Here is a 20133-nt window from a genome sequence, read left to right on the forward strand (position 1 = left end):
GTCCTTGGGATGATTTTAGGGACGAGATTCCGCTAGCTACTTGCAGCGATCTCAAAACAGCGTCATCCGCAATCAGGCGACTGCGCGTATCTGTCTGAATTGCTCTACATCATGCATCGGCGTCTCATCGACAACGATTTGCCGACTGTCCCAACTCTATGCTGGGTCACCGTGGGGATTCTTGGCGGCATCACGCTGTGGATCCGCACGTGGCGGAGACGCGGGAGAATGAGAGCGGTTTACTGTTAGATCCGCTCCTTCACCCACGCCAGCGCCTGCTCCCGCCCGGTCAGGCGGCCTTCCAATTGCTCCGTCTGCACGGACTCGAGCAGGTCTCGGAAAACGGGGCCGGGTTGCAGGCCGAGGGAGATCAGGTCCCGCCCCGTGACCAATGGCGACGGGATCAGCGGCTCGGCGGCGAATTCCACCTGCTTGGCCTTCACGAATTCCAGGTTCTCCGTGAAGCCATTCGACGAGGCGCAATCGACGCGGTGCAACTCCAGCTCCATCGGGAAGGTGGGCACCGCCATGAAGCGCTTCAGCTTTGCCACGCGCATCTGCTGCACATTCATGAACTGCATGTGCCGCGAGACCATGAAGCTCACGGACTCGATGACGTCATTCGGATACCTCATCCGGCGCAGGATCTCCTCCGCCATCGTCGCGCCGAGGGCGTCGTGGCCACTGAAGCGGATGCGGTCGCCATCCAGCGTGCGGGTGGGCGGCTTGGCGATGTCGTGCAGCAGGACGGCCAGGCAAAGCTCCAGCGGCGCATCGTCCGCCAGCATCGTCAGCATGATCTTCGTGTGCGTGAAGACGTCGCCCTCGGGATGCCACTCGGGAGGCTGGTCGCAGCCGATTAGCTCCAGCACCTCGGGCAGGAAATGGTGGATGAGCCCGGAATCCACCAGCAACTCCAGGGCGCGCGCGCGCTTTGGCAGCACGATCATGCGGGAGAATTCATCGCGGATGCGCTCCGGAGAGATCCGCGCCAGTCCAGCGGCGTGCCCGCACATCGCCGCCCAGGTGGCGGGCTCGATTTCGAAGCCAAGCGTCACCGCGAAACGGACCGCGCGCATCAGTCGCAACGAGTCCTCGGAGAAGCGCGCCGCGGGATCGCCGATGGCGCGTAGCACGCAGGCGTCGAGGTCGGCCTTGCCACCGACGAAGTCGATCACCTCGCCGGTCTGGGGATTTTCGAAGAGCCCGTTGATCGTGAAGTCGCGTCGCTGAGAGTCTTCCTCCGGCGAGGAAAAGCTCACTGTCTCCGGCCGCCGGCCATCGCGATACGAGCCATCCGTGCGGAAGGTGGCGATCTCCACGTGATGCCCGTGGGACTTCGCGATCACCACGCCGAAGTGCGCGCCGACCTCGTTCGCTCCCGGGAAGATGCGGATCACTTCCTCCGGGATGGCGGAGGTGGCGATGTCGTAGTCCTTAGGCGCTTTTCCCAGCAGGCGGTCGCGCACGCAGCCACCTGCGAAGTACGCGATATGGCCTTCATCCGTCAGACGCTTGGCGAGGGCTACCGCTGTGGATCGGGCATCGGGCACGCGTGGGTGATACACTTCCGGCATTATGAGAACAAGACGCGCGGTGGGGACCCCATGCGAGGCGTCGCCGCAGGAGTTTTGGCTTCGCAGGGCCGGGCGGGAGGGCAAATCTACCTGCCGACATGACTCCCGATGTTGCCATCCTCGGAGCCGGGCCGGCGGGCTCGACTCTGGCTGCCCTGCTCGCCCAGCGTGGTTACAAGGTGCTGGTCTTCGACGATGCGAAGCGCCCCGAGCTGCTGGTCGGCGAGTCTCTGGTGCCGGCGACGGTGCCTGTGATGCAACGGCTCGGCATCGAGGAAAAGGTGAAGACCTACTCGCAGCACAAGCCGGGCGTGACCTTCCTGCACCGCCACGGCAGCAGGGTCGATTTCACCTTCGGCGTCGTCGCCGGGACCGTGCCCTACGCCTACAATATCCCGCGCCCGCAATTTGACGATACGCTGCGCGAGCGTGCGGAGGAGCTGGGCGCGCGCTTCATCACGCACCGGGCGACAGTGGAGAAAGGGGACGAGGCACGGGAGATCCAGCTTTCTGCGGAGACGCTTGCGGCCGCGAGGCTGGACGGGCATCCGAAGTTGCTCATCGATGCGACCGGGCGCGCGCGCCTGTTTGCGCGGACGCTGCGCATCGGGGCGAAGACCGGCGAACGCAGCGACGTCGCCTACTTCGCGCATTACGAGGATTTCCGGCATGACTTCCCGCCGGATGGGCAGGTGGTCATCACCATCCTGGAGCAGGGCTGGAGCTGGCGCATCCCGCTGCCGGGCCGGCTGTCCGTGGGCATCGTGATCCACAAGGACGCGGCGAAGACCTACGGGTCCACTCCCGAGGAAAGGCTGGACCACGCTCTGAGGACCGAGCCGCTCTTGAAGGATCAAGCGAAGGATGCGAAGCGCGTCACGCCGGTGATGACCTACACGAATTACCAACTCGTCTCCGATCGCGGGCACGGCCCGGGTTGGGCTGCATGTGGCGATTCATTCGGCTTCGTCGATCCGATGCTCTCGCCGGGCCTCTTCATGGCGCTGGAGTCGGCGCGTTTGTTAGACACGCATGTTTTCTCGAAAGGGGCCTCCGTGCTCGACCGGCCGGGCGAGATGGCGGCGGGATTCGCCGGAGCGGAGGCAGAGCTCCGCGACTGGCACCAGAGCTGGTGGGAGCTGATCCGGCACTTCTACGATGGCGGCATCTTCTCGATGTACGAGACGGGCACGAATTTCTCCGCGCAGTTCAAGGGCTGGCCGGGCATCCGCTTCGTGGAGGACCACATGACGAAGCACATAGCGTCAATGGCCTCCGGGGCATTCACGCGCAGGAAATACAGCCGCGGGCTGGTGAGCTTCATGCGGAAATACATGCTCCGCAACTGCCGCCCGCCCGAGGACTACGCGGTTCTGCCGGTGAAGTAAGGAGTGTCGACATCCTGTCGACACGCAGCGGACGGGGAAGACTCGTGTGAAAGCCTGCCCCGTCCGTAATTTCCGCGGTGTCACCACCGCGGCCACATTCCAAAATTCGGGCCGTCAGACGGTGACTGCCGCTTCCTCGTGGGCGCGTCGTACTTCCTCGCCGATGATGGCGACTCCGCGGCGGACGACGCTCTCGTCCATCGTGAAGGTCATGCGCAGGCACTCGTGGCGGTGCTGCCAGGACTCGTCGTCGTGGCCGAAGAAGAAGTAGTGCCCGGAGATGATGAGCACGCCGCGCTTCTTCAGGCGCTCGTAGAGCTCGCGCGAGGTGATGGGCAGGCCGGGGAACCACAGCCACAGGAAGAGCGCGCCCTCGCTACGATGGATGTAGTAGTCGAAGTCCTCGCCGAAGCTCTCCGCGACGAACTCGCGCGCCTGGCGGGACTTCTCGATGTAGAAGGGGCGCACCGTCTCGTTCGCCAGTTGCAGGATCTCGCCGCTTTCCATCAGCGGCAGAGCGATGGACTGGCCGATATTCGGATTCGCGAGGCCGACGACGGCGCTCATCGAGGCGACCGCGGCGGCGATCTTCGGGTTTGCGACCACGATGCCGGTGCGGGTGCCCGGCAGGCCGATCTTCGAGAGGCTCAGGGTGAGGATGATGTGGTCGTCCCACACCGGCTTCGCCTCGGTGAAGATGATATTGGGGAAGGGCGCGCCGTAGGCATTGTCGATGATCAGCGGGATGCCGTGTGCCTTCGCGAGGTCGGAGAGGCGGGCGATTTCCTCGTCGGTCAGCACGTTGCCGGTCGGGTTCGTCGGGCGGGACACACAGATCGCCGCGATGTCGTCCGTCACGGCCAGCGCGTCGAAGTCCACGCGGTATTTGAACTCATGCGGGCCGGTCTTCTCGATCTTCGGCGGCACGGCGCGGAAAAGATCGCCGCACGATCCTTGGTTCGCGTAGCCGATGTATTCCGGCACCAGCGGGAGCAGGATCTTCTTCCGGCGGCCGTCCGGCATCTCGCCGGCCAGCAGGTTGAAGAGGAAGAAGAACGCCGTCTGCCCGCCTGCGGTGACCGCAATGTGTTCCGGGCCGAGCTGCCAGCCGAATTCGCGACGGAAAAGCGATGCGACGGCGGCGATGAATTTCGGATTTCCGCGCGGCGGATCGTAGTTCGCCAGCGTGCGCTCCATCACGCCCGGCTCGGCGAGGATCTCCTCCATGCGGCGGCGCCAGAGGGCATTCACCTCCGGGATGTGGGCGGGCTGCCCGCCGCCGAGCATGCAGATGTCCGGGCCACCGGTGGCGAGAGCGTGGCCGAGGTCGTCCATGAGTTCCTCGATGCCGCTGCCTCCGGCGAGCTGCCGGCCGAAATTTGAGAATTCCTGTGTCATGTAGTGGGTGCCGTTGACCGTCGGGTGCCGGACCCTATAGTGCCCGCTCTTTCCAGAACAACCCCTGAAAAACATGCCTCTCCAAGTTGGCGAAAAAGCCCCTGATTTCACCCTAGTTACGAAAACCGCCGAAGGCCCGCAGCTCGTGAAGCTCTCCGACGAGATCGGCAAGTCGAACATCGTCCTGCTTTTCGTGCCGATGGCCTTCACCGGCGTCTGCACCACCGAGCTGTGCGACATTTCCGGCGGTATCTCGGAATACGAGGCACTGGATGCCAAGGTCTTCGGCATCTCCGGCGACAGCCCCTTCGCCCAAGAGGCGTGGGCGAAGCAGTCCGGCATCACGCTGCCGCTGCTGAGCGACTACGAGCACACCGTGGCAAAGGCCTATGGCGTCGCCTACGAGCAATTCCTGCCCGAGGCGAACCTGATCATGGGCGGCGTGGCAAAGCGCTCCGCCTTCGTGATCGATAAGGAAGGCGTGATCCGCTACTCCGAAGCACAGGATCACCCGAAGGACCTGCCGAATTTCGAAGCCGTGAAGGCGGCTCTACAGTCGCTCGCCTGAGCAACTGCCCCATCATCATGAAAAAGGCCGCGGGGATCACCCGCGGCCTTTTTTGTGGTCGTGAGAAGAGCGGGATCAGCGCTCGACCGGGGCATCGCCATCGGCCTCGTTGCCCGGGGGCAGTGGTGCGGGCTCAGGCTCGGCAGCAGGAGGCACCACGGGCTCGATCTCCGGTACGGGCGGGATGTCCTGGATGACCGGTGCTTCCGGATCAATGACCGGCGGGATGGTGGGGATACCCGGGTCGATGACCGGCGGGATGCTGCCCGGTGCGGGCGGATAGACCTGGATGGCATCGACGGATGCACCTGCCGGAGCGGACGCCTCGCCGATGAGCACCGAGGGAACGAAGCCGACCTCACCGCTGGCGAGCTCGACCTTCGCATAGCTGCCATCGTCGGTGATGACCTTCATCTCGGTATTGGAAGGGAGCAGCTTCTCGGCCGTGGCATCGCCGCTCGGGCGGGTCTTGAAGAAGGCCGCTTCCATGCTCGAGTGAACGTAGGAGCCCGGTTTCAGGCCGCGCGCCGCCACGGTGGCTGTCCGCGTGGATCCCGGTGGTCCCAGCGGATTGAAGTCGCCTCCGGTGGTCACCGTGCCGGTTTCGCAGGAAGCCATGACGAGCGCCAGCGGAGCGAGGGTCAGGAAATGTCGATTCATGAAGCTGCCATCACGCTGACATGCACATACGTACGGGTCAACGGGATAACAGGAGCGCATCGACATGCTCGCGCAGGGCGATTTGCCATTCGCGGGGCTTTTTTCCCAGCATGGCGTCCAGTCGGGACGTCGCCATCGCCGTGTGGCGCGGACGGGCGGCGCGGAATGCGGTCATCTCCGCCATGGGGACTGCCTTCACCTCCGGCACGGAGATGTCATGTGTGGAAAGGTGCTTGGCGATCTCCAAGGCCATGCCGTGCCAGCTCACGGGCTCGCCACTCTGGCAGCCGTGGAAGACGCCTCCCGGGCAGCCTGCCGACAGCCACGCGGCCACCCATTCGCAGAGATCCGGCGTGAAGCAGGGCAGCGAATACTTGTCCGCCACTGCGGCGAGATCCTGGCCGGCCAAGGCCTTGGCGACGATCTGGTCCGGGAAGGCAGGCTTTTCCGGGCCGAAGACCCATGAGACGCGCATCACCGCGCCGCCTGCAGCGAGCACGCCGGATTCTCCGGCGGCCTTCGTCTTCCCATAGACGGAAAGCGGGGATGGGGCCTCATCCTCGTGCCGCAGGCCGGGAGATACCCCGTCGAAAACGTAGTCGGTGCTGAAATGGAGGACCGGTCGACCTTGGCAAGCCATCACCAGCCTGCCCGGGGCATCGGCATTCACGCGGTGCGCCAGCGCGGGCTCTTCCTCGCACTGCTCCAGGCTGGTCAGCCCTGCCGGATTCAGCAGGACGTCGAAGTCGAGGTCTTCCAATACCCGCTCGCACCCGGGCGCGGACAGGTCCAGCCGGGTGCGGGGGAGTGCGACGATTTCGTGACACGCCGCCAAGCGGTCGGCCAAGGCGCGGCCGACGCGGCCCGTGGTACCGGTGATCGCCAGTCGCATCGCCCGGTCAGATGCCGAGGTGGGCGTCGTAGTCGCCGTGTGCCCCGGTGTCGCGGATCTTCCGCAGTCGGCGGCGGGCACCGAGCTTGCTTTCCGGGCCGTTGACGAGATTCACCACGCCGCCAATTGCCAGCGGCAGCAGCGTCGCGATGCCCATGACCGCGAAGCCGATGGCCACACCGCGGCGGGCGCGGGCGTGCATCATTTCGCCGAGGATGAGGCCGCCGGCGGCACCCAGCAGGGCAGGCGCTGCCAGTGCGGTTGCTTCGGTCCAGTTGCGTTCGCCGTCGTCGTCGGGGTTCATGAAAGAAAGCCTAACACTCCGGCGGCGGCAGACAATCCCTGAAAATGCCACGCGATTCGCCCTTCCCCCCGCCGCCGGGGTCGCTAGGGTCCTGCCGCACATGCCTGACCCCTCCACCACCTACGCCCTGATCCTCGCCGGCGGATCCGGAACCCGCTTCTGGCCGCTGAGCCGCAATGCGAAGCCGAAGCAACTGCTGAATCTCTTCGGCGACACCACCCTGCTGGAGCAGACGATCGCCCGCCTCGATGGCTTGGTGCCGGTGGAGAACATTCTCATCCTCACGAATGCCCAGCAGGAAGCCGGTGTCCGCGAGGTGGCTTCGATGTTGCCTCCGGAAAACATCTTCGCCGAGCCTGCCAAGCGTGACACCGCACCCGCCGTGGCGCTCGGCATCGCCCTCGTCGCCGCGCGGAATCCCGACGCGCTGATGATGGTGCTGCCCGCCGACCAGCTTATCCAGGACACCGCCGCCTACCACGCCGTGATGCGTGACGCGCTGGCCGCCGCGGAGAAGTCCGACGGCCTCGTCACCATCGGCATCAAGCCCACTTGGCCATGTCCGTCCTACGGCTACATCGAGCGCGGCTCCCGCGCCTCCATCCCCGGGCTGGAGTGCGACCAGATGCCCGCCGAGGTGAAGCGCTTCCGCGAGAAGCCGAGCACCGAGCTGGCCGAGCAATTCCTCGCCCAGGGCGGCTTCTGCTGGAATGCCGGCATGTTCGTCTGGTCGCTGCCGAATGTGATCCGCGAGCTGACCACGCATCAGCCCGAGCTGGCCTCCTTCATTTCCGAGATCCGCCGATCCTCGGACATCACGGCCACCGTGGCGGCCCAGTTCCCGAAGCTCACGCCGATCTCCATCGACTACGGCCTCATGGAAAAGGCCCGCCGCGTCCTGAACATCGAGGCGACCTTCGACTGGGACGACGTGGGCTCCTGGATCTCCGTGGCCACCTACCTAGACAAGGTCGGCAATGACAACCGCGTGAATACCCCGGTGTCCGAAATCGATTCCGAGAACAACGTGGTCTTCAACGCGCGGAAGGGCAGCCACATCGCGCTGCTCGGCGTGGATGACCTGATCATCGTGCAGACCGAGGACGCGCTGCTCATCGCCAACCGCCACCAGGCGGACGCGATCAAGAAGCTCTCCGACAAGCTGCCGCCGGAACTGCTGTAAAAAAGAGAAGCGGCCGAGGCCGCTTCCGGGAGGTGGCTGCCGCTGGATGCGGCAGCCACTTTTTTTATCTTCGCGGCGGGGCCGGATTACTTGTTAGGCACCATCGAGTAGAGGGCCATGGTCATGCAATAGGCCTCGTCGGCGCGCATCTCCTTCTTCTCGTGGCCGCTGCCCCAGGAGTCGGTGTAGTAGATCTTGTGCTCGCCGGGATCCGCCGAGGTGAAGTTGTAGCCGATGATCAGGCGCATGTGACCGCCGTAGCTCTGTGGCAGGCCCTTTTCCTTGAACATGCCGAGATAGAGCGTCCAGCAGAGCGGGATGCCCTGGTCCACGTATTCCTTCACCTTGCGCTCGAAGTGGGCGAAGGCCTGCTGGCCACGCTTCATGTCGCGGAAGGTTTCCTTGTGGGCGTTGAACCAGAACTGGCGGGGATCGACGTAGTAGTTGTCGGTATCGATGTCGATGGTCTTCACGCCGGCCTTCTTTGCAGCGGAGTTGTAGCCGCGGAGGTCGCGCTCGGCCCGCTTGTCGTCATACTCGATGTGCTTGAGCGTGCGCAGGTGGATCTTGCCGGTGACGCGCTGGAAGGCCTTCTCCATTTCATCGCCCGAGGTGCCGTGGTCATCGGTATTGGCAAGCTGGGCCATCTCGTGCTGGTCGATCTCGGCACCGAAGTAGCGGGCGACACGCTCGACACTCGCGACGACGCAGTAGCCCTTCTGCCCCTGGTCCACCATCGGGACGCCTTCCACCCAGGTGAAGCCCTTGTCGTCCTTCTTCACGTTGTTCGCGAAGCTGGTGCGGCGGGCCATCTTGGTCGGCGCGTTCTTGGCGGCGCTGATGGAGGTGAGGCGCAGGCGGATGAATTCGGCGCGCTTCGAGGAGCGGTTCATGCTGCCCTCGAGGAGGACCGCGGTGTCGCCCTTCTTCCACATCCAGCCTTCGAGGGGCACGGCACCCTGCTGGTTACGCACCTCGGAGCGGACGGCCATCTTCTCGTCGATGAGGTCCTTCCACTCCTTCAGCTTCGTCTGGTAGCTGGCGAGCGTGATCTCGCCGTCATCGCCGCGGTTGAAGAGCGAGATGGTGGCGTCGCTGGCATTGCCCTCGCGGCCGCGGATGACCACCTCGCCGACCTTCTTTCCGAGCATCTGATAGAGACCGGGTTCCGAGCGCAGGCCGTCCTTGTCGGACGAGAGCCATTCCATGTACTTCGGGCCGCGATTGAAGAGGAAGATCTCCACGTCGCCGTCCTCGTCGTCCTGGATTTCGACTTTCTTCTTGTCGTCCTTGTCCTCCTTCTCGGGAGGATTGGTGGACTTCCGCACATCTTCGAGAGACTTCGTCCAGAGATTTTCGTCGAAGATCACGTCATCCAGCACACGTGGCGTGTTCTTCTTCTCGTCGGCCTGGAGGGGCCCGAGGAGTGATACAGCGAGGAGGAGGGGAGTGATGAGTTTCACAGCGGGGAGCATGTAGTGACTAAAGTTATATTGTCCAACATCTGTCGGTGGAAAAATCGGCGAGTTGTCAAATTGACGTGTTAATTCACGTAATCTTCACAAAGCGCATCTTGTTTCAGGCAAATTGCCCTGCGCTCCCCGCCTCAGGGCCGGAAAGGGAAATCGGATTGTCAAAAACCGCAGGCTTGGTAGTTCACCACCTGATGACACAAGACTCGCGCGAAGCCCTGATCGAACTGCTTTTCCTGGCGCTCTATCTCGATGACCACCTCTCGCTCGCCGAGGACTCCGTGGTGACGGATGCGCTGGATTCGATCGGCTGGGACTCCGAGCATCCGCGCGAAATCTGCATCCTCAAGGCATTCTCGAGGGCGCGCGAGGCCTACTCCTGCGAGCTGAAGACGGAGGAATACCTCTCGGTGCGCGCCGAGATCATCAAGAAGGCCGGCACCGAGTCCACCGCGCTGACGTGGCTCTACAAGGTGCTGGGAGCCGACGGCATCTCGGACACGGAGGCCCGCTACCTGAAGATGCTGGAGAAGCGTTGGTTCGCGTGATTCCGCGTCAGGTCATTTCTCCTTCGCGAGCATCGTGAGGTAGGTCGTGGCGGCGCTGCCCAGATCGGACTTCGGGTCGAGCCGCTCGATCTCCTTGAGCACGGCGGCGAGGCCCGTTTTCTTCTCCGGCCAGCGCTGGTAGAGGGCGAAGCGGGCGGCCAGCGCCTCCTGCTTCTGGTCCTTGGTGAGCTGCGGCTTTTCCAGCCAGCTCCCGATCTCTGCGTCGGCGTCGGTGAATTTACCGGCCTTCCCTTGATCGACGGCCAGCTCGAGCAGCTTGCGGCCCGGGAAGGTGTAGCGTGCGACAGCGCCGCTACTGTCCCCGGGATCGGCCTTCTTCATCTCGTCGATGACGGGCTTGTAGGCGTCCTTCGGCCCGACACCAATGCCCAGCAGATCGAGACCGGCGGCGAGCTGCGTGGCCTTCCGGGGGCCCAGCATGTCCGCGGCGCGTTGCCAGAGGTCGTCGCGCTTCTTCCGCACATCGATGGCGCGCTGGATGGCCTGCTGGGGGCGGCCTAGTGAATCGAGCTCCGGCATGCCCTCGCGCAGCGCGACGAGCCGGCCGTCCTTGTCGAAGAGGGCGATGGCCGGCAGGCTTCGCGGCTTCACCGGGCAGGCTTCGTTCAGCTTCGCCAGTGCCTCGTCGTCGTCGGACGGGTTCTCCTTGCGGTCGATGTCGAGGATGAGCAGGTCGTTTCCAGCCGCCTTTTCGAAGTCCACGGATGTCCAGCGGCTGGCGAGCTTCTTGCCCGGCGTGCACCAGTCGGAGCCGTGGAAGAGGACCGCGATGTCCTGCCCGCCGGACTTCGCCTTCTGCAGGGCAGCGGGGAAGTCGGCGACGCGCTCGGCGGCGGAGAGCGTGTGGCAAACTACGAGGAAAATAGTAGCAAGGGAGATCTTCATCGGGGAAATCGGTAAGCGGTTCACTGCAGACGGCGCCCATAGACGTGGATGGCGGAAAGGTGGAAAACCTCCTTGCGGTCGTCATCGCGCTCGATCTTCACCCATCCGACACGCGGGGCCTTTCCTGTCAGGTCGATGCGCCACGGGCCTCCCGGCTTTTCGGTGCGGAAGACCTCCTGCCAGCCCTGGCCGTCTTCGGAAACGGACACTTTCAGCGGCACGATGCGGCTCGCGTTGTAGCCCGTGGAGGTGTCGGTGAAGGCGATGCCGGAGAGTTCGCCGAGCTTGGCAAAGCGGACCACCACATGGGGATTCACCTCCGAGTCGGTGTGGAGGCGACCGCCCTTTGCTTCCAGCACCGCGGCATGGCTTTCGGGGGCGTCCCAATTCGAGGTGGTCGAGAGCCGGATCAGCCCGCCTGCCGAGAGCAGTTCCCCGGGGAAGGGCTCCATTGGCGGGAGCTTCGGTCCGTCGTCCGTCGCCACCGCCCGCGCGAGTGCCTGGAAGGCCTCGACATTGTCGGTGGCTGCCGCCGCGAGGATCGCGGGGCGCAGTGCCTTGCGCGTCGAGTCGCCCGCGCTGCCGCCCGTGGAAAGGCCGCGCCCGAGGGCTTCATACCACGCGGTGTCGCCGCCCTTTCCGAAGCGCTCACTGCCCCACGCCACGACCGGGGCGAGCCAGTCGGACTTGGATTGCAGCGAGACCACCTGCTCGAAGAATTCCAGCTCCGCAGCGGGCTTGCCCAGCATCTTCGCCTGCTCGCCGAGCGCCTTTGGCAGGTCCCACATCACCGGCCCCTTGTGACTGGCGATGGCATTGTGGAAGGACAGCAGGAAGGGAATGCGCTCGTCCTCCGGCACGACTCCGATCATCGCGACCTCGATGTCCTTCACCACGTCCCACGCGGCCTCGGGATAGGTGGCGAGGGCGGCCAGTGCATCGTCGTGGACCTTCTTCCACGCGAGAGGCTCCGGCTTTCGTGAATCCCGCAGCCAAGCGACGTACTCGGACCACAGCGGGCGGTCGAGCGGCTGGGCCTTCAGCGCGAGCAGGTAAGCCTTCTCCGCAAGGTCCGGATTTCCCCCGCGCAGGGCACGCGCCTGCCAGAGGTGCAGCGAACTACGATCCGTGGCGTACTTCTCGCCGAGCACCTTTTCCTGCAGCACGAGCTGAGTCCACGTCCTGCCCCAGAGCGAGGTGTGGAGGCCGCGCTCCCAGGAGAGCGAGTAGGCGGGCGTCCACTCGCCCGGGGCCGTGCGCACCGCGTAGGCGCAGTGGCCGGGCTCGCCCATGGTGATTGCCGGGATGCCATTCGCTCGTGCGGCGGTGGCACCGTAGTGGGACAGCGAGCCGCAGACGCCGCCGACCTCGCGCACGCGCTCGGCGTGGATCATCTTCTCGAATGGCGCGTAGTATCTGCTGCCGTGGATCGAGTCGCCGAAAACATTCTCCAGCCGGTAGGGAGCCTGCCAGCACGCATCGGTGTAGTCCTTCACCGGCAGCTTCACGTGATCGCGCAGCCAGAGCATCGACTCCTCGCCCCAGCCGCCGTCGCCCGCCCAGCCTCCATTGCCCCCTGCGGAAACGACGAAGCGTTTTTCCCAGGTCGCGAGGGTGTCGAAGACCGGGTGGAGCTTGCCCGCCTTCCGCGAGTCGCGGAAGTAGCGGTAGCGCTCGTCGGCCTGATCCTCCGGCCAATCCTTCGCCGCATACATCAGGGCCACGGCGGCGGCGGTGGTGAGCTCGTGGCGGTCGGCCATGCCGGAGCGGTCCTGTTTCCACAGCGCCTCGGCGATGCGCATCATCTTCGCCGGATCTTCGGGGAGCGGGCCGGAGAACATCAGCTCGTCCAGCAGCGTGCCCTGCATCTCGCGGAAGAAGGTCGAGCGCGGGCCATTCGAAAGCGCCTTCCATTCCCTCGGCCCCAGCACGCGCTCAAGCTCGGCCATGGCCCACTGGCGTCGCACCACGGTATCCGTGGCATCCACCTTCAGTGCCGCCTCGGTCCGGGGGAGGGATATTTCAGCGATGCCGGTGCCCGTGAGAGCGAACAGCAGCAGCGGGGCAGAACAGAGCTTCATGGCGAGAAAACGCCACAAAAGCGGTTTTTGTTTCGAATTTAATGCAAAAAAGGACGCGTTTAATGATCGCTGGCCCATAAGTGGGCTCATGAATAAAGCAATGAGGCTTGTCGATGTGTCGTCGACATTTGTGCGGACGGAACGTCCGCACTCCTCAAAATCCTCGCAGTCGCAGCGTCAGAAGTCGTGCTCCAGCACCTCGATCGCGCGGCGGCACAGCTCGCGGCCGTAGTCGGTCCACTGGCCCTCGCCCCAGTAGCGGTAGCAGCTCGTCTGGCTGCACAGCAGGTGGTAGAGCGCGTTCTTGTAGCGCGGGTCGGTGGGCGGCACGCCGGCCTTCGTGATCTTCTCGGCGAAAAGCGCGGATGCCTCCTCCATGGGGCCGAGCACGTGGTCGTAGCCCTTCACCCATGAGATGTCACTCGTCCAGCTCCCGCCGTCCATGTGGAAAGGCTGAGCGTGCTGCTTGCAGTCCTCGATGACCTCCGCGAGCTTCTCCGGTCCGCCGCCATCGGGCATGCGTTCCCAGATCTTTTGCTGCATCGACGGCTGGATGGCGGTGAAGTCCGCCTCGCCGATGCCCAGCGTCTCGAGGTATTCCAGATACTCGGTCACGTTCACCGCAGGGGTCTCGCTGTCGGTGGCCTCGGCCATCGCTTCGAGGAATTTCGGGGGGAACTCGTTCATCATCACGCCGCCGTTTTCCCCGTCGGCGATCTGCGTGACCAAGCGGGGCACCGTTTTGCCCTTCAGCTCGGTATTGGGAAGGCTCTTCGCCTCGTAGTAGGGCTGCATCTGCGCGACCAGCTTCGTGTCGCTGCCCTGTGTCTTGATGATGGCGATGATGCTGACTTCCTCGCCGGAGGAATTCCGCGCGACGAGGCGGTGGGGCAGGTGAGGGGCACCGAGGCCGTGGCCGGTGCCGCATTCTTCCACTGTGTGCTCTTGCACGAGCACCCAGCGGTAGCCGCACTCCTTTAGCGTCTTGACGAACTCGTAGCAGACGTCCGGGTGATTCGGCAGCGCCATCTCGGACGGCGAGAAGCCCCGCACGCGGTTCAGCGCCTCATGGCCGAAGAGCGCGGCGAAGTGATTCTGCCAGGCCTTCACATGCAGGCGGAAATCCTGCACCGGCGTGGACGGTGCGACAGCGTGACCCCAAGGCGCGCCCAGCCACTCCACGCAACGCGAGTAGGCGGGGTCGGTGGTAAGGGCACGCAGGGCATCGATCACGTGCGTCGCCCCCATCGAGGCGAGCCCGTCGAAAAGACAGCCGGAATACTCCAGCATCACGCGCGGCTTCTTCCCCTGCGCCACGAGCTGCGGGACGAATTCCCCGATGCGCTTGTAGCACCACTCGAAGACCGGGGCGTTGTGATTGTCGCCGATGCCCTGGTTCTCCATCATGCTCTGGAGATTCCCGATCACGGCGGCGGTCCTGAGATCGCCGCCGCCTGCCGGGATCAGCGGCTGGTGCATGTGGAGCGCGATCGCGAAGGTGGCGCGCGCCTTGCCGAAGTCGATGTCGCTGTTTGGCAGGGCGACCGGGCCGGTGTGGGCCATGGTGGCTGCGACGGCCTCTTCATCACCGCAAATCGGTGGGATCTGGCTCTCCAAGGTGGGCATGGGAATGAGAGGGGTTGAAAGGTCGGTATCCTAACCGAATCGGCGGTGAGGGAAATCGGTTTCCTTGTTCTCGCGAGAGATCATCGACGGGCCGCCATCCGGGCACGACGGTGCTTCGTCATAGGACGTGCCTCCGACTCGTGAGATGGGTGCCCGGTCGATTGGATCAGGCCGCGGGGCGCGAGCGTGTGGCCAGCGCGGCCTTCGGCAGCACCGGCTTCGCGGCAGGGCGCGGCTCGGGCTCGGCGATGACTTCGTCGAGCGTCGGTGCGACCACCGGCCGGTCGAGCAGGCGCTCGTAAAGTTCCACGTAGCCTGCAGTGAAGCGGGCGGGGTCGAATTCACTGCGGCTCTGGCGCATGATGCGGGTGATCTCGCGCTCGCGGATTTCCTTCGGCTGGAGGTGGAACCACATCGCCTCGTCGATCGCCCAGCGGAAACCCGCAGCATTCGGGTCCTCGAAGGAGAAGCCATTGCCCAGCGAATTCTCGGAATCCAGCCGGCGCACCGTATCGCGCAGTCCGCCGGTGGCGTGGACGATCGGCAGGCAGCCGTAGAGCGGAGCGATCATCTGCGGCAGTCCGCAGGGCTCGAAGAGCGAAGGCATCAGCATGTAGTCCGACCCGGCGAAGGCCAGGCGGGCCAGACGCTCGTCGAAGTCGCGGATGGCGACGCGGCGGTGCAGGTGGTGGTAGTTGTTGATGTGATGCAGCAGATGCTGGTGCGGTCCATCGGCCACCACCACGATCTGGAGCTTGCGGTCCCAGTAGTCGGAGACGGTGCGCTGGAGGATGTCGCAGAGGAGCTGCGGGCCCTTCTGGATGGGATCCAAGCGGGAGGGCCAGAAGAAGATCGCGGCATCCGGATCTTCCTCGAGTCCGAGCTCGCGCTGCAGGGCCAGCTTGTTCGCGGCCTTGCCCTGCACGTGGTCGTGATCGCTGTAGGTCACCTCCAGCGAGGGGTCCGACTCGGGATCATAGGAGGGGTCCGGCGAATTCAGCACGCCGGACGCGCGGCCTGCGGCCATCTTCTGGCAGATCTCGCCACGCAGGAAGGCCCCGCCGTGGTGCTTGCCGTCCGCGAGTTCCTGGAGGAATCCGGGGCTCACCGTGGTGAGGTGGTCGGCGGCATAGACGCCCGTGCCCAGCATGTGGACAGGCACCGTGCTGCGGCACTGGTGATACTGGCCGGGCGGGCGGACGAAGTAGAGCTGGTTCCAGAAGTCGGCGGCACCGATGCCCGCCGCCTCCATGGCCTCCAGCGTGATGTCGCGGCTGTGGATATTGTGCAGCGTGAAGAGGCACTTGATGCCACGGCGCTTCGCCATTGCCGGGATGAGTCCAGTCATCCAGTCATTGCAATGGATGATATCTGGTTGTACTTTCGGGATGATCTGTTGCATCACCTCCCTTTGAAACACGAGGGCGGTGTGGAGGCATTCGTGCGGATTGTCACTATAGACGCGTCCGAGATTGTGAAATGCATAGTCGTCCGCGAGGTGGATGCGCTGGTCGTGGGGGTGGACGGAGCTGTTGATGACCTCGTCTGGCAGGCGTCCGAGGTGGTCGCGCTGGAAGAGACGGCGGAAATTCGGCATCGCCACATGCACCTCGGCACCGAGGTCCACGAGGCCGGAAACGAGGGCCGCGGTGGCGTCCGCCAGACCGCCCGCTTTCGCGCGAATCAAGCCTGCACCGGGGCCCAGCGCCTGTGGCAGGTGGGTGATTTCCGGTGTGACGATGAGGATGCGCGGTGGCTTGGCAGGCGAGGGAGCGGACATGGGCAGAGCGACGGAAGGGAAATGAGAGGCGAGTGGAGAAGACTGGAACAGGAGCAGGAAAGTAACGCGGACCTCCGGGTCACATGCCAACCGGAGCGGGTGGCGATATTGTGAATAACACGACCCAGCAGACAGCGTGCCGACCTGCCGCGCGCCCCGCGTAAAACCCCGTAGGCGAGCCACAAGATAGATCAACCAACGATTCATGTTTTTATGATCGGCGATCGGCGTACGCGATCCGCCTATGCCATCAATCATGCGTCACGGGAGATCGCTCATTCTTGCGTCACGGGAAAGGGCTCGACTTTGGCCCGGCCAATGCTCACGACGTTGGCGGCTCGCAATTGACCCGGGGGATGCATGGCATCTGCCGGCATCGTTCCCTCCATGAATCGGATTCGTGTTCTCAAACTGGGCTGGGAGTTTCCCCCCTTGATCAATGGCGGCCTCGGGGTTGCCTGCCTCGGACTTTCCCAGGCGCTCTCCAAACACGTCGATCTCCAGGTGATCGTGCCGCGCTCCGCGCCTGAGGCGGACTTCGAGGACTTCAAGCTCACCGGGCTGAACAACCTAAAGACCGAGGACCTCCAGCCCGTGGAGGGGAAGTATCACTACGAGAGCTTCGCGGAGATCCAGCGCGTGCCCATCCACCTCGACCCGTATGCTTCGGATGAGGCGGGCACCACGGAGATCGTGCGGCAGCCGGGCGGGGAGATCGCGTTTTCCCGCACGACACGCAGCCAGCTCGAGCAATTCAAGACGGGCGAGCTCTACGGCGACGACCTCGGCACGAAGGTGATCGAGTTTTCCAAAGTGGCTGCGAAGATGGCCATGCTGCTGGACTTCGACGTGGTCCACGCGCACGACTGGATGACCTTTCTGGCGGGGGTGGAGGTGAAGAAGGCCACGGGCAAGCCGCTGGTGATCCACGTCCACGCCTCGCAGTACGACCGCGCCGGGGCGGCGGCCCGCGGCTGGATCTACGATCTGGAGAAATACGGGATGGAGGAGGCCGACGCCATCATCCCGGTGAGCCGCTACACGGGGAAGATCTGCGCCGCCCACTACAACATCGACCCCGCGAAGATCCACCCGGTCCACAACGGGGCCGAGGCGGTGGATGCCTTCAGGACCAAGAAGCCCTTCCCGGAGAAGCTGGTCCTTTTCCTCGGTCGCCTGACCGCGCAGAAGGGGCCGGAGTTCTTCCTGGAGATCGCCACGCGGGTGCTGAAGAAGACGCGCAATGTCCGCTTCGTGATGGCCGGGACCGGCGAGCGCCTGAAGCCGCTGGCGGAGAGCACCGCCTTCCGCGGGCTCGGCGGGTATCTCCACTTCACGGGCTTCTTGAACAAGGAGAAGGTGAACGAGCTGCTCTCGATGACGGACATTTATTGCATGCCGTCCGTCTCGGAGCCCTTCGGCCTGTCCGCGCTGGAGGCCGCGCAATTCGGCATCCCGGCGGTGATCTCGAAGCAATCCGGCGTGGCCGAGGTGCTGAAGGGCGCGCTGAAGGCCGACTACTGGGACGTGGACCTGATGGCCCAGCACATCATCGACCTGCTGGAGGACGACGCGCTCCGCGAGCGGGTGGTGAAGCAGGCCGAGGAAGACATGGCCGCGGCCACTTGGGACGCCGCCGCCGAGAAGGTGGTGGAGATTTACGAGGAGCTGATTTCCCGGCCATCGAAGCCACGCGGGCCTGCCGATCCGCTGGGTCTTTTCCGCGACTGACGGCGAGCGGTCTTATCCCCCCTGAGCCATGCCTCACACCTGCCTCTACTTCCAGGTGCATCAGCCGAACCGGCTGATACCGTATGACTTCTTCCAGATCGGCCAGCACGCCTTCTACGAGGATGACGGGCTGAATGCCGAGGTGCTGTCAAAGGTGGCGGAAAAGAGCTACCTGCCGGCAAACGCGCTTTTCAAGAAGGTCATCGAGCAGACGCACGGCCGCTTCCGCATGGCGCTCTCCATCAGCGGGACGGTGATCGAGCAGATGCAGCACCACCGGCCGGACGTGCTGGCCTCCTTCCAGGACCTGGTGGCCACCGGAAGCGTGGAGCTGCTGGCGGAGACCTACTACCACTCGCTGGCGATCCTTCACTCGCGGAAGGAATTCGAGCGCCAGGTCGAGCGGCACCTGGAGATCCTCGAGTCCGTTTTCCGCGTCCGCCCGCGGGTCTTCCGGAATACCGAGCTGATCTACAACAACGCCATCGCCGCGCAGGCGGAGACGATGGGCTTTGACGGGATCATGGCGGAGGGAGTGCCGTGGGTGCTGAATGGCCAGTCGCCGAACCAGGTCTTCCGCGCGCCGTATGTGACGCGGATGAAAACGCTGCTGCGGAATGCCTCGCTCTCGGATGACCTCGGCTTCCGCTTTTCCGACAAGACCTGGAACGAGTGGCCGCTCACGGCGGAGAAATTCGCGGGATGGGTGAAGGACGCGCCGGGCGACGTGGTGAATCTCTTCATGGACTACGAGACCATCGGGGAGCACCAGTGGAAGGACACCGGCGTCTTCGAGTTCTGGGAGCGGTTGCCGGAGGCGATGCTGGCCGAGGGCGTGAGCTGGGTCACTCCGGGCGAGGTGGTGGATCTCTTCAGCGCGACCCGGGAGTATGACTGCCACTGGCCGACCTCATGGGCGGATGCCGAGCGCGACCTGAGCGCGTGGACGGGGAATGTGATGCAGCAGGAGGCCATCGCGAAAATCCACCGGCTGGAGGAGGAAGTGCTGGCCGCCCGGGACCCGGACCTCACTCACGTGTGGGCGAAGCTGCAGACTTCGGATCACTTCTACTGGATGGCGACGAAGGGCGGCACGGATGGCAGCATCCACCAGTATTTCTCGCCCTACAGCACGCCGTACGACGCCTACATCTACTTCATGAATGCCCTCGGGGACCTGCAGGTGAGACTGCGGCGCATCCGGGAAGAGCGCGAGGCAGGCGGGGCGAGATCCGGCGAGCTCTAGGGGACTGGGGCGCCCCCGTCATGAGGCGTTGGTTTGCAGGATGTTTCGGCTCCGGTGACATTCACCGGGCCTTGTGTGATGCATTTTGCGATGATTCCCCGCGTGGCAGAGTTCTTCACAAGATATTGGGAATGAATTCACAATGAAACCGGCGGGAAAAGGGCGGTCCATCGGGGGCAGGCGAGGGGAGGGGGGAATCTTGCAATGCCGACCCCGGCGCGCTAATCCATGAAGACGATCTACCGCTCTCGTTCCCTTGTTTTCCGGGGCATCACCGGAGGAGTTCCAAGGACACAGACCGGTGGACCGGCTCGACGACTGATAGACCGGCTTACCGTCCCTCCCCCGGCGACAAGCCGCTGGATAAGAACCCGTCCGAACTGCTGAACCGCTGCCATATACCCCCTGATGATCGCGCTGTAAACCCGGGCGCACATCGTGGCGAGCAAGCAGTCGGACGGGAAGCGGCCCGAAGTTCGGTCCCGACACGCGAACATGCGTTCGCGAGTGGAGCGAGTTTATCGGAAGTTAGTGCGTAGTAGCGAAAATGATAATGCTTTTTGCAAGGGTGAGCGTGCAAAAGACACGACCGGGGGTTACCTGTTAGACAGGCTGGCGAGGCGGTCGGTTTTCTCGCTGCTGGCGACCTGCTTTGACGCATCGGCTTGGCCCGGATTCGAGGTGGCCGACGTGTGCGTCATGCGCGGGGTGCCATCGCCCGGAGTGTCACTCTTGTCACCACTCCAAGGTCGCATGACCGCAAACATCAATGC

At 64.3% G+C, this 20133-nt stretch carries 17 protein-coding genes; 6 read left to right on the forward strand and 11 right to left on the reverse strand.

From position 1 onward, the window contains the following. Window positions 1-245 precede the first annotated feature (245 nt). Complete coding sequence (locus OKA04_RS00155; protein WP_264499082.1) at window positions 246-1553, reverse strand: CCA tRNA nucleotidyltransferase; 1308 nt, start codon at window positions 1551-1553, stop codon at window positions 246-248. Window positions 1554-1675: 122 nt separating this feature from the next. Here OKA04_RS00155 and OKA04_RS00160 point away from each other — a divergent pair, with 122 nt between their 5' ends. Next, the gene (locus OKA04_RS00160) at window positions 1676-2965 is read left to right on the forward strand and encodes an NAD(P)/FAD-dependent oxidoreductase (protein ID WP_264499083.1); all 1290 of its coding nucleotides are present in this window, start codon (window positions 1676-1678) and stop codon (window positions 2963-2965) included. Between the two features lie 114 nt (window positions 2966-3079). Here the strand turns inward: OKA04_RS00160 and OKA04_RS00165 are convergent, their stop codons facing one another. After that, window positions 3080-4363, reverse strand: a complete 1284-nt coding sequence (locus OKA04_RS00165) for a valine--pyruvate transaminase (RefSeq protein WP_264499084.1) — start codon at window positions 4361-4363, stop codon at window positions 3080-3082. Window positions 4364-4436: 73 nt separating this feature from the next. Between OKA04_RS00165 and OKA04_RS00170 the strand changes: the two genes are divergently transcribed. Then, the gene (locus tag OKA04_RS00170; RefSeq protein WP_264499085.1) at window positions 4437-4931 is read left to right on the forward strand and encodes a redoxin domain-containing protein; all 495 of its coding nucleotides are present in this window, start codon (window positions 4437-4439) and stop codon (window positions 4929-4931) included. Window positions 4932-5006: 75 nt separating this feature from the next. Here OKA04_RS00170 and OKA04_RS00175 read toward each other — a convergent pair whose 3' ends face one another. Genes OKA04_RS00175 through OKA04_RS00185 form a run of 3 tightly spaced genes read right to left on the reverse strand, consistent with a single transcriptional unit; the run spans window position 5007 to window position 6787 of the window. Continuing rightward, a complete protein-coding gene (locus OKA04_RS00175; protein ID WP_264499086.1) occupies window positions 5007-5591 on the reverse strand; it encodes an SH3 domain-containing protein in 585 nt (194 codons plus the stop codon). A 37-nt stretch (window positions 5592-5628) separates the two neighbouring features. After that, window positions 5629-6483 (reverse strand): SDR family oxidoreductase, encoded by an 855-nt coding sequence (locus OKA04_RS00180; protein WP_264499087.1) that lies wholly within the window; start codon window positions 6481-6483, stop codon window positions 5629-5631. 7 nt (window positions 6484-6490) lie between these two features. Further along, window positions 6491-6787, reverse strand: coding sequence for a hypothetical protein (locus tag OKA04_RS00185; protein ID WP_264499088.1), 297 nt, complete (start codon window positions 6785-6787; stop codon window positions 6491-6493). A 100-nt stretch (window positions 6788-6887) separates the two neighbouring features. Between OKA04_RS00185 and OKA04_RS00190 the strand changes: the two genes are divergently transcribed. Next, window positions 6888-7970, forward strand: coding sequence for a mannose-1-phosphate guanylyltransferase (locus OKA04_RS00190; RefSeq protein ID WP_264499089.1), 1083 nt, complete (start codon window positions 6888-6890; stop codon window positions 7968-7970). 86 nt (window positions 7971-8056) lie between these two features. Here the strand turns inward: OKA04_RS00190 and OKA04_RS00195 are convergent, their stop codons facing one another. Further along, window positions 8057-9445, reverse strand: coding sequence for a C39 family peptidase (locus tag OKA04_RS00195; protein WP_264499090.1), 1389 nt, complete (start codon window positions 9443-9445; stop codon window positions 8057-8059). Between the two features lie 191 nt (window positions 9446-9636). Here OKA04_RS00195 and OKA04_RS00200 point away from each other — a divergent pair, with 191 nt between their 5' ends. Further along, the gene (locus OKA04_RS00200; RefSeq protein WP_264499091.1) at window positions 9637-9990 is read left to right on the forward strand and encodes a hypothetical protein; all 354 of its coding nucleotides are present in this window, start codon (window positions 9637-9639) and stop codon (window positions 9988-9990) included. A gap of 12 nt (window positions 9991-10002) precedes the next feature. Here the strand turns inward: OKA04_RS00200 and OKA04_RS00205 are convergent, their stop codons facing one another. The 4 genes from OKA04_RS00205 to OKA04_RS00220 form a co-directional block, all read right to left on the reverse strand. Continuing rightward, window positions 10003-10896 carry a hypothetical protein gene (locus OKA04_RS00205; RefSeq protein WP_264499092.1) on the reverse strand — a complete coding sequence of 298 codons (894 nt, stop codon included), beginning with the start codon at window positions 10894-10896 and terminating at the stop codon, window positions 10003-10005. A 20-nt stretch (window positions 10897-10916) separates the two neighbouring features. Then, window positions 10917-12977 (reverse strand): hypothetical protein, encoded by a 2061-nt coding sequence (locus OKA04_RS00210; RefSeq protein WP_264499093.1) that lies wholly within the window; start codon window positions 12975-12977, stop codon window positions 10917-10919. 177 nt (window positions 12978-13154) lie between these two features. Further along, the gene (locus tag OKA04_RS00215; RefSeq protein WP_264499094.1) at window positions 13155-14603 is read right to left on the reverse strand and encodes a polysaccharide deacetylase family protein; all 1449 of its coding nucleotides are present in this window, start codon (window positions 14601-14603) and stop codon (window positions 13155-13157) included. 166 nt (window positions 14604-14769) lie between these two features. Then, window positions 14770-16383 (reverse strand): glycogen synthase, encoded by a 1614-nt coding sequence (locus tag OKA04_RS00220; protein ID WP_264499095.1) that lies wholly within the window; start codon window positions 16381-16383, stop codon window positions 14770-14772. 387 nt (window positions 16384-16770) lie between these two features. Between OKA04_RS00220 and OKA04_RS00225 the strand changes: the two genes are divergently transcribed. Together OKA04_RS00225 and OKA04_RS00230 are read left to right on the forward strand one after the other, a co-directional pair. After that, window positions 16771-18114 carry a glycosyltransferase gene (locus OKA04_RS00225; RefSeq protein WP_264499096.1) on the forward strand — a complete coding sequence of 448 codons (1344 nt, stop codon included), beginning with the start codon at window positions 16771-16773 and terminating at the stop codon, window positions 18112-18114. Between the two features lie 28 nt (window positions 18115-18142). After that, entirely contained in the window at window positions 18143-19360 is a 1218-nt protein-coding gene (locus OKA04_RS00230; protein ID WP_264499097.1) for a glycoside hydrolase family 57 protein, read from the forward strand. A 596-nt stretch (window positions 19361-19956) separates the two neighbouring features. Here OKA04_RS00230 and OKA04_RS00235 read toward each other — a convergent pair. After that, window positions 19957-20115, reverse strand: coding sequence for a hypothetical protein (locus OKA04_RS00235; protein WP_264499098.1), 159 nt, complete (start codon window positions 20113-20115; stop codon window positions 19957-19959). Between the last annotated feature and the right edge of the window lie 18 nt (window positions 20116-20133).

The sequence above is a fragment of the Luteolibacter flavescens genome (genome assembly GCF_025950085.1).
GTDB lineage: Bacteria > Verrucomicrobiota > Verrucomicrobiia > Verrucomicrobiales > Akkermansiaceae > Haloferula > Haloferula flavescens.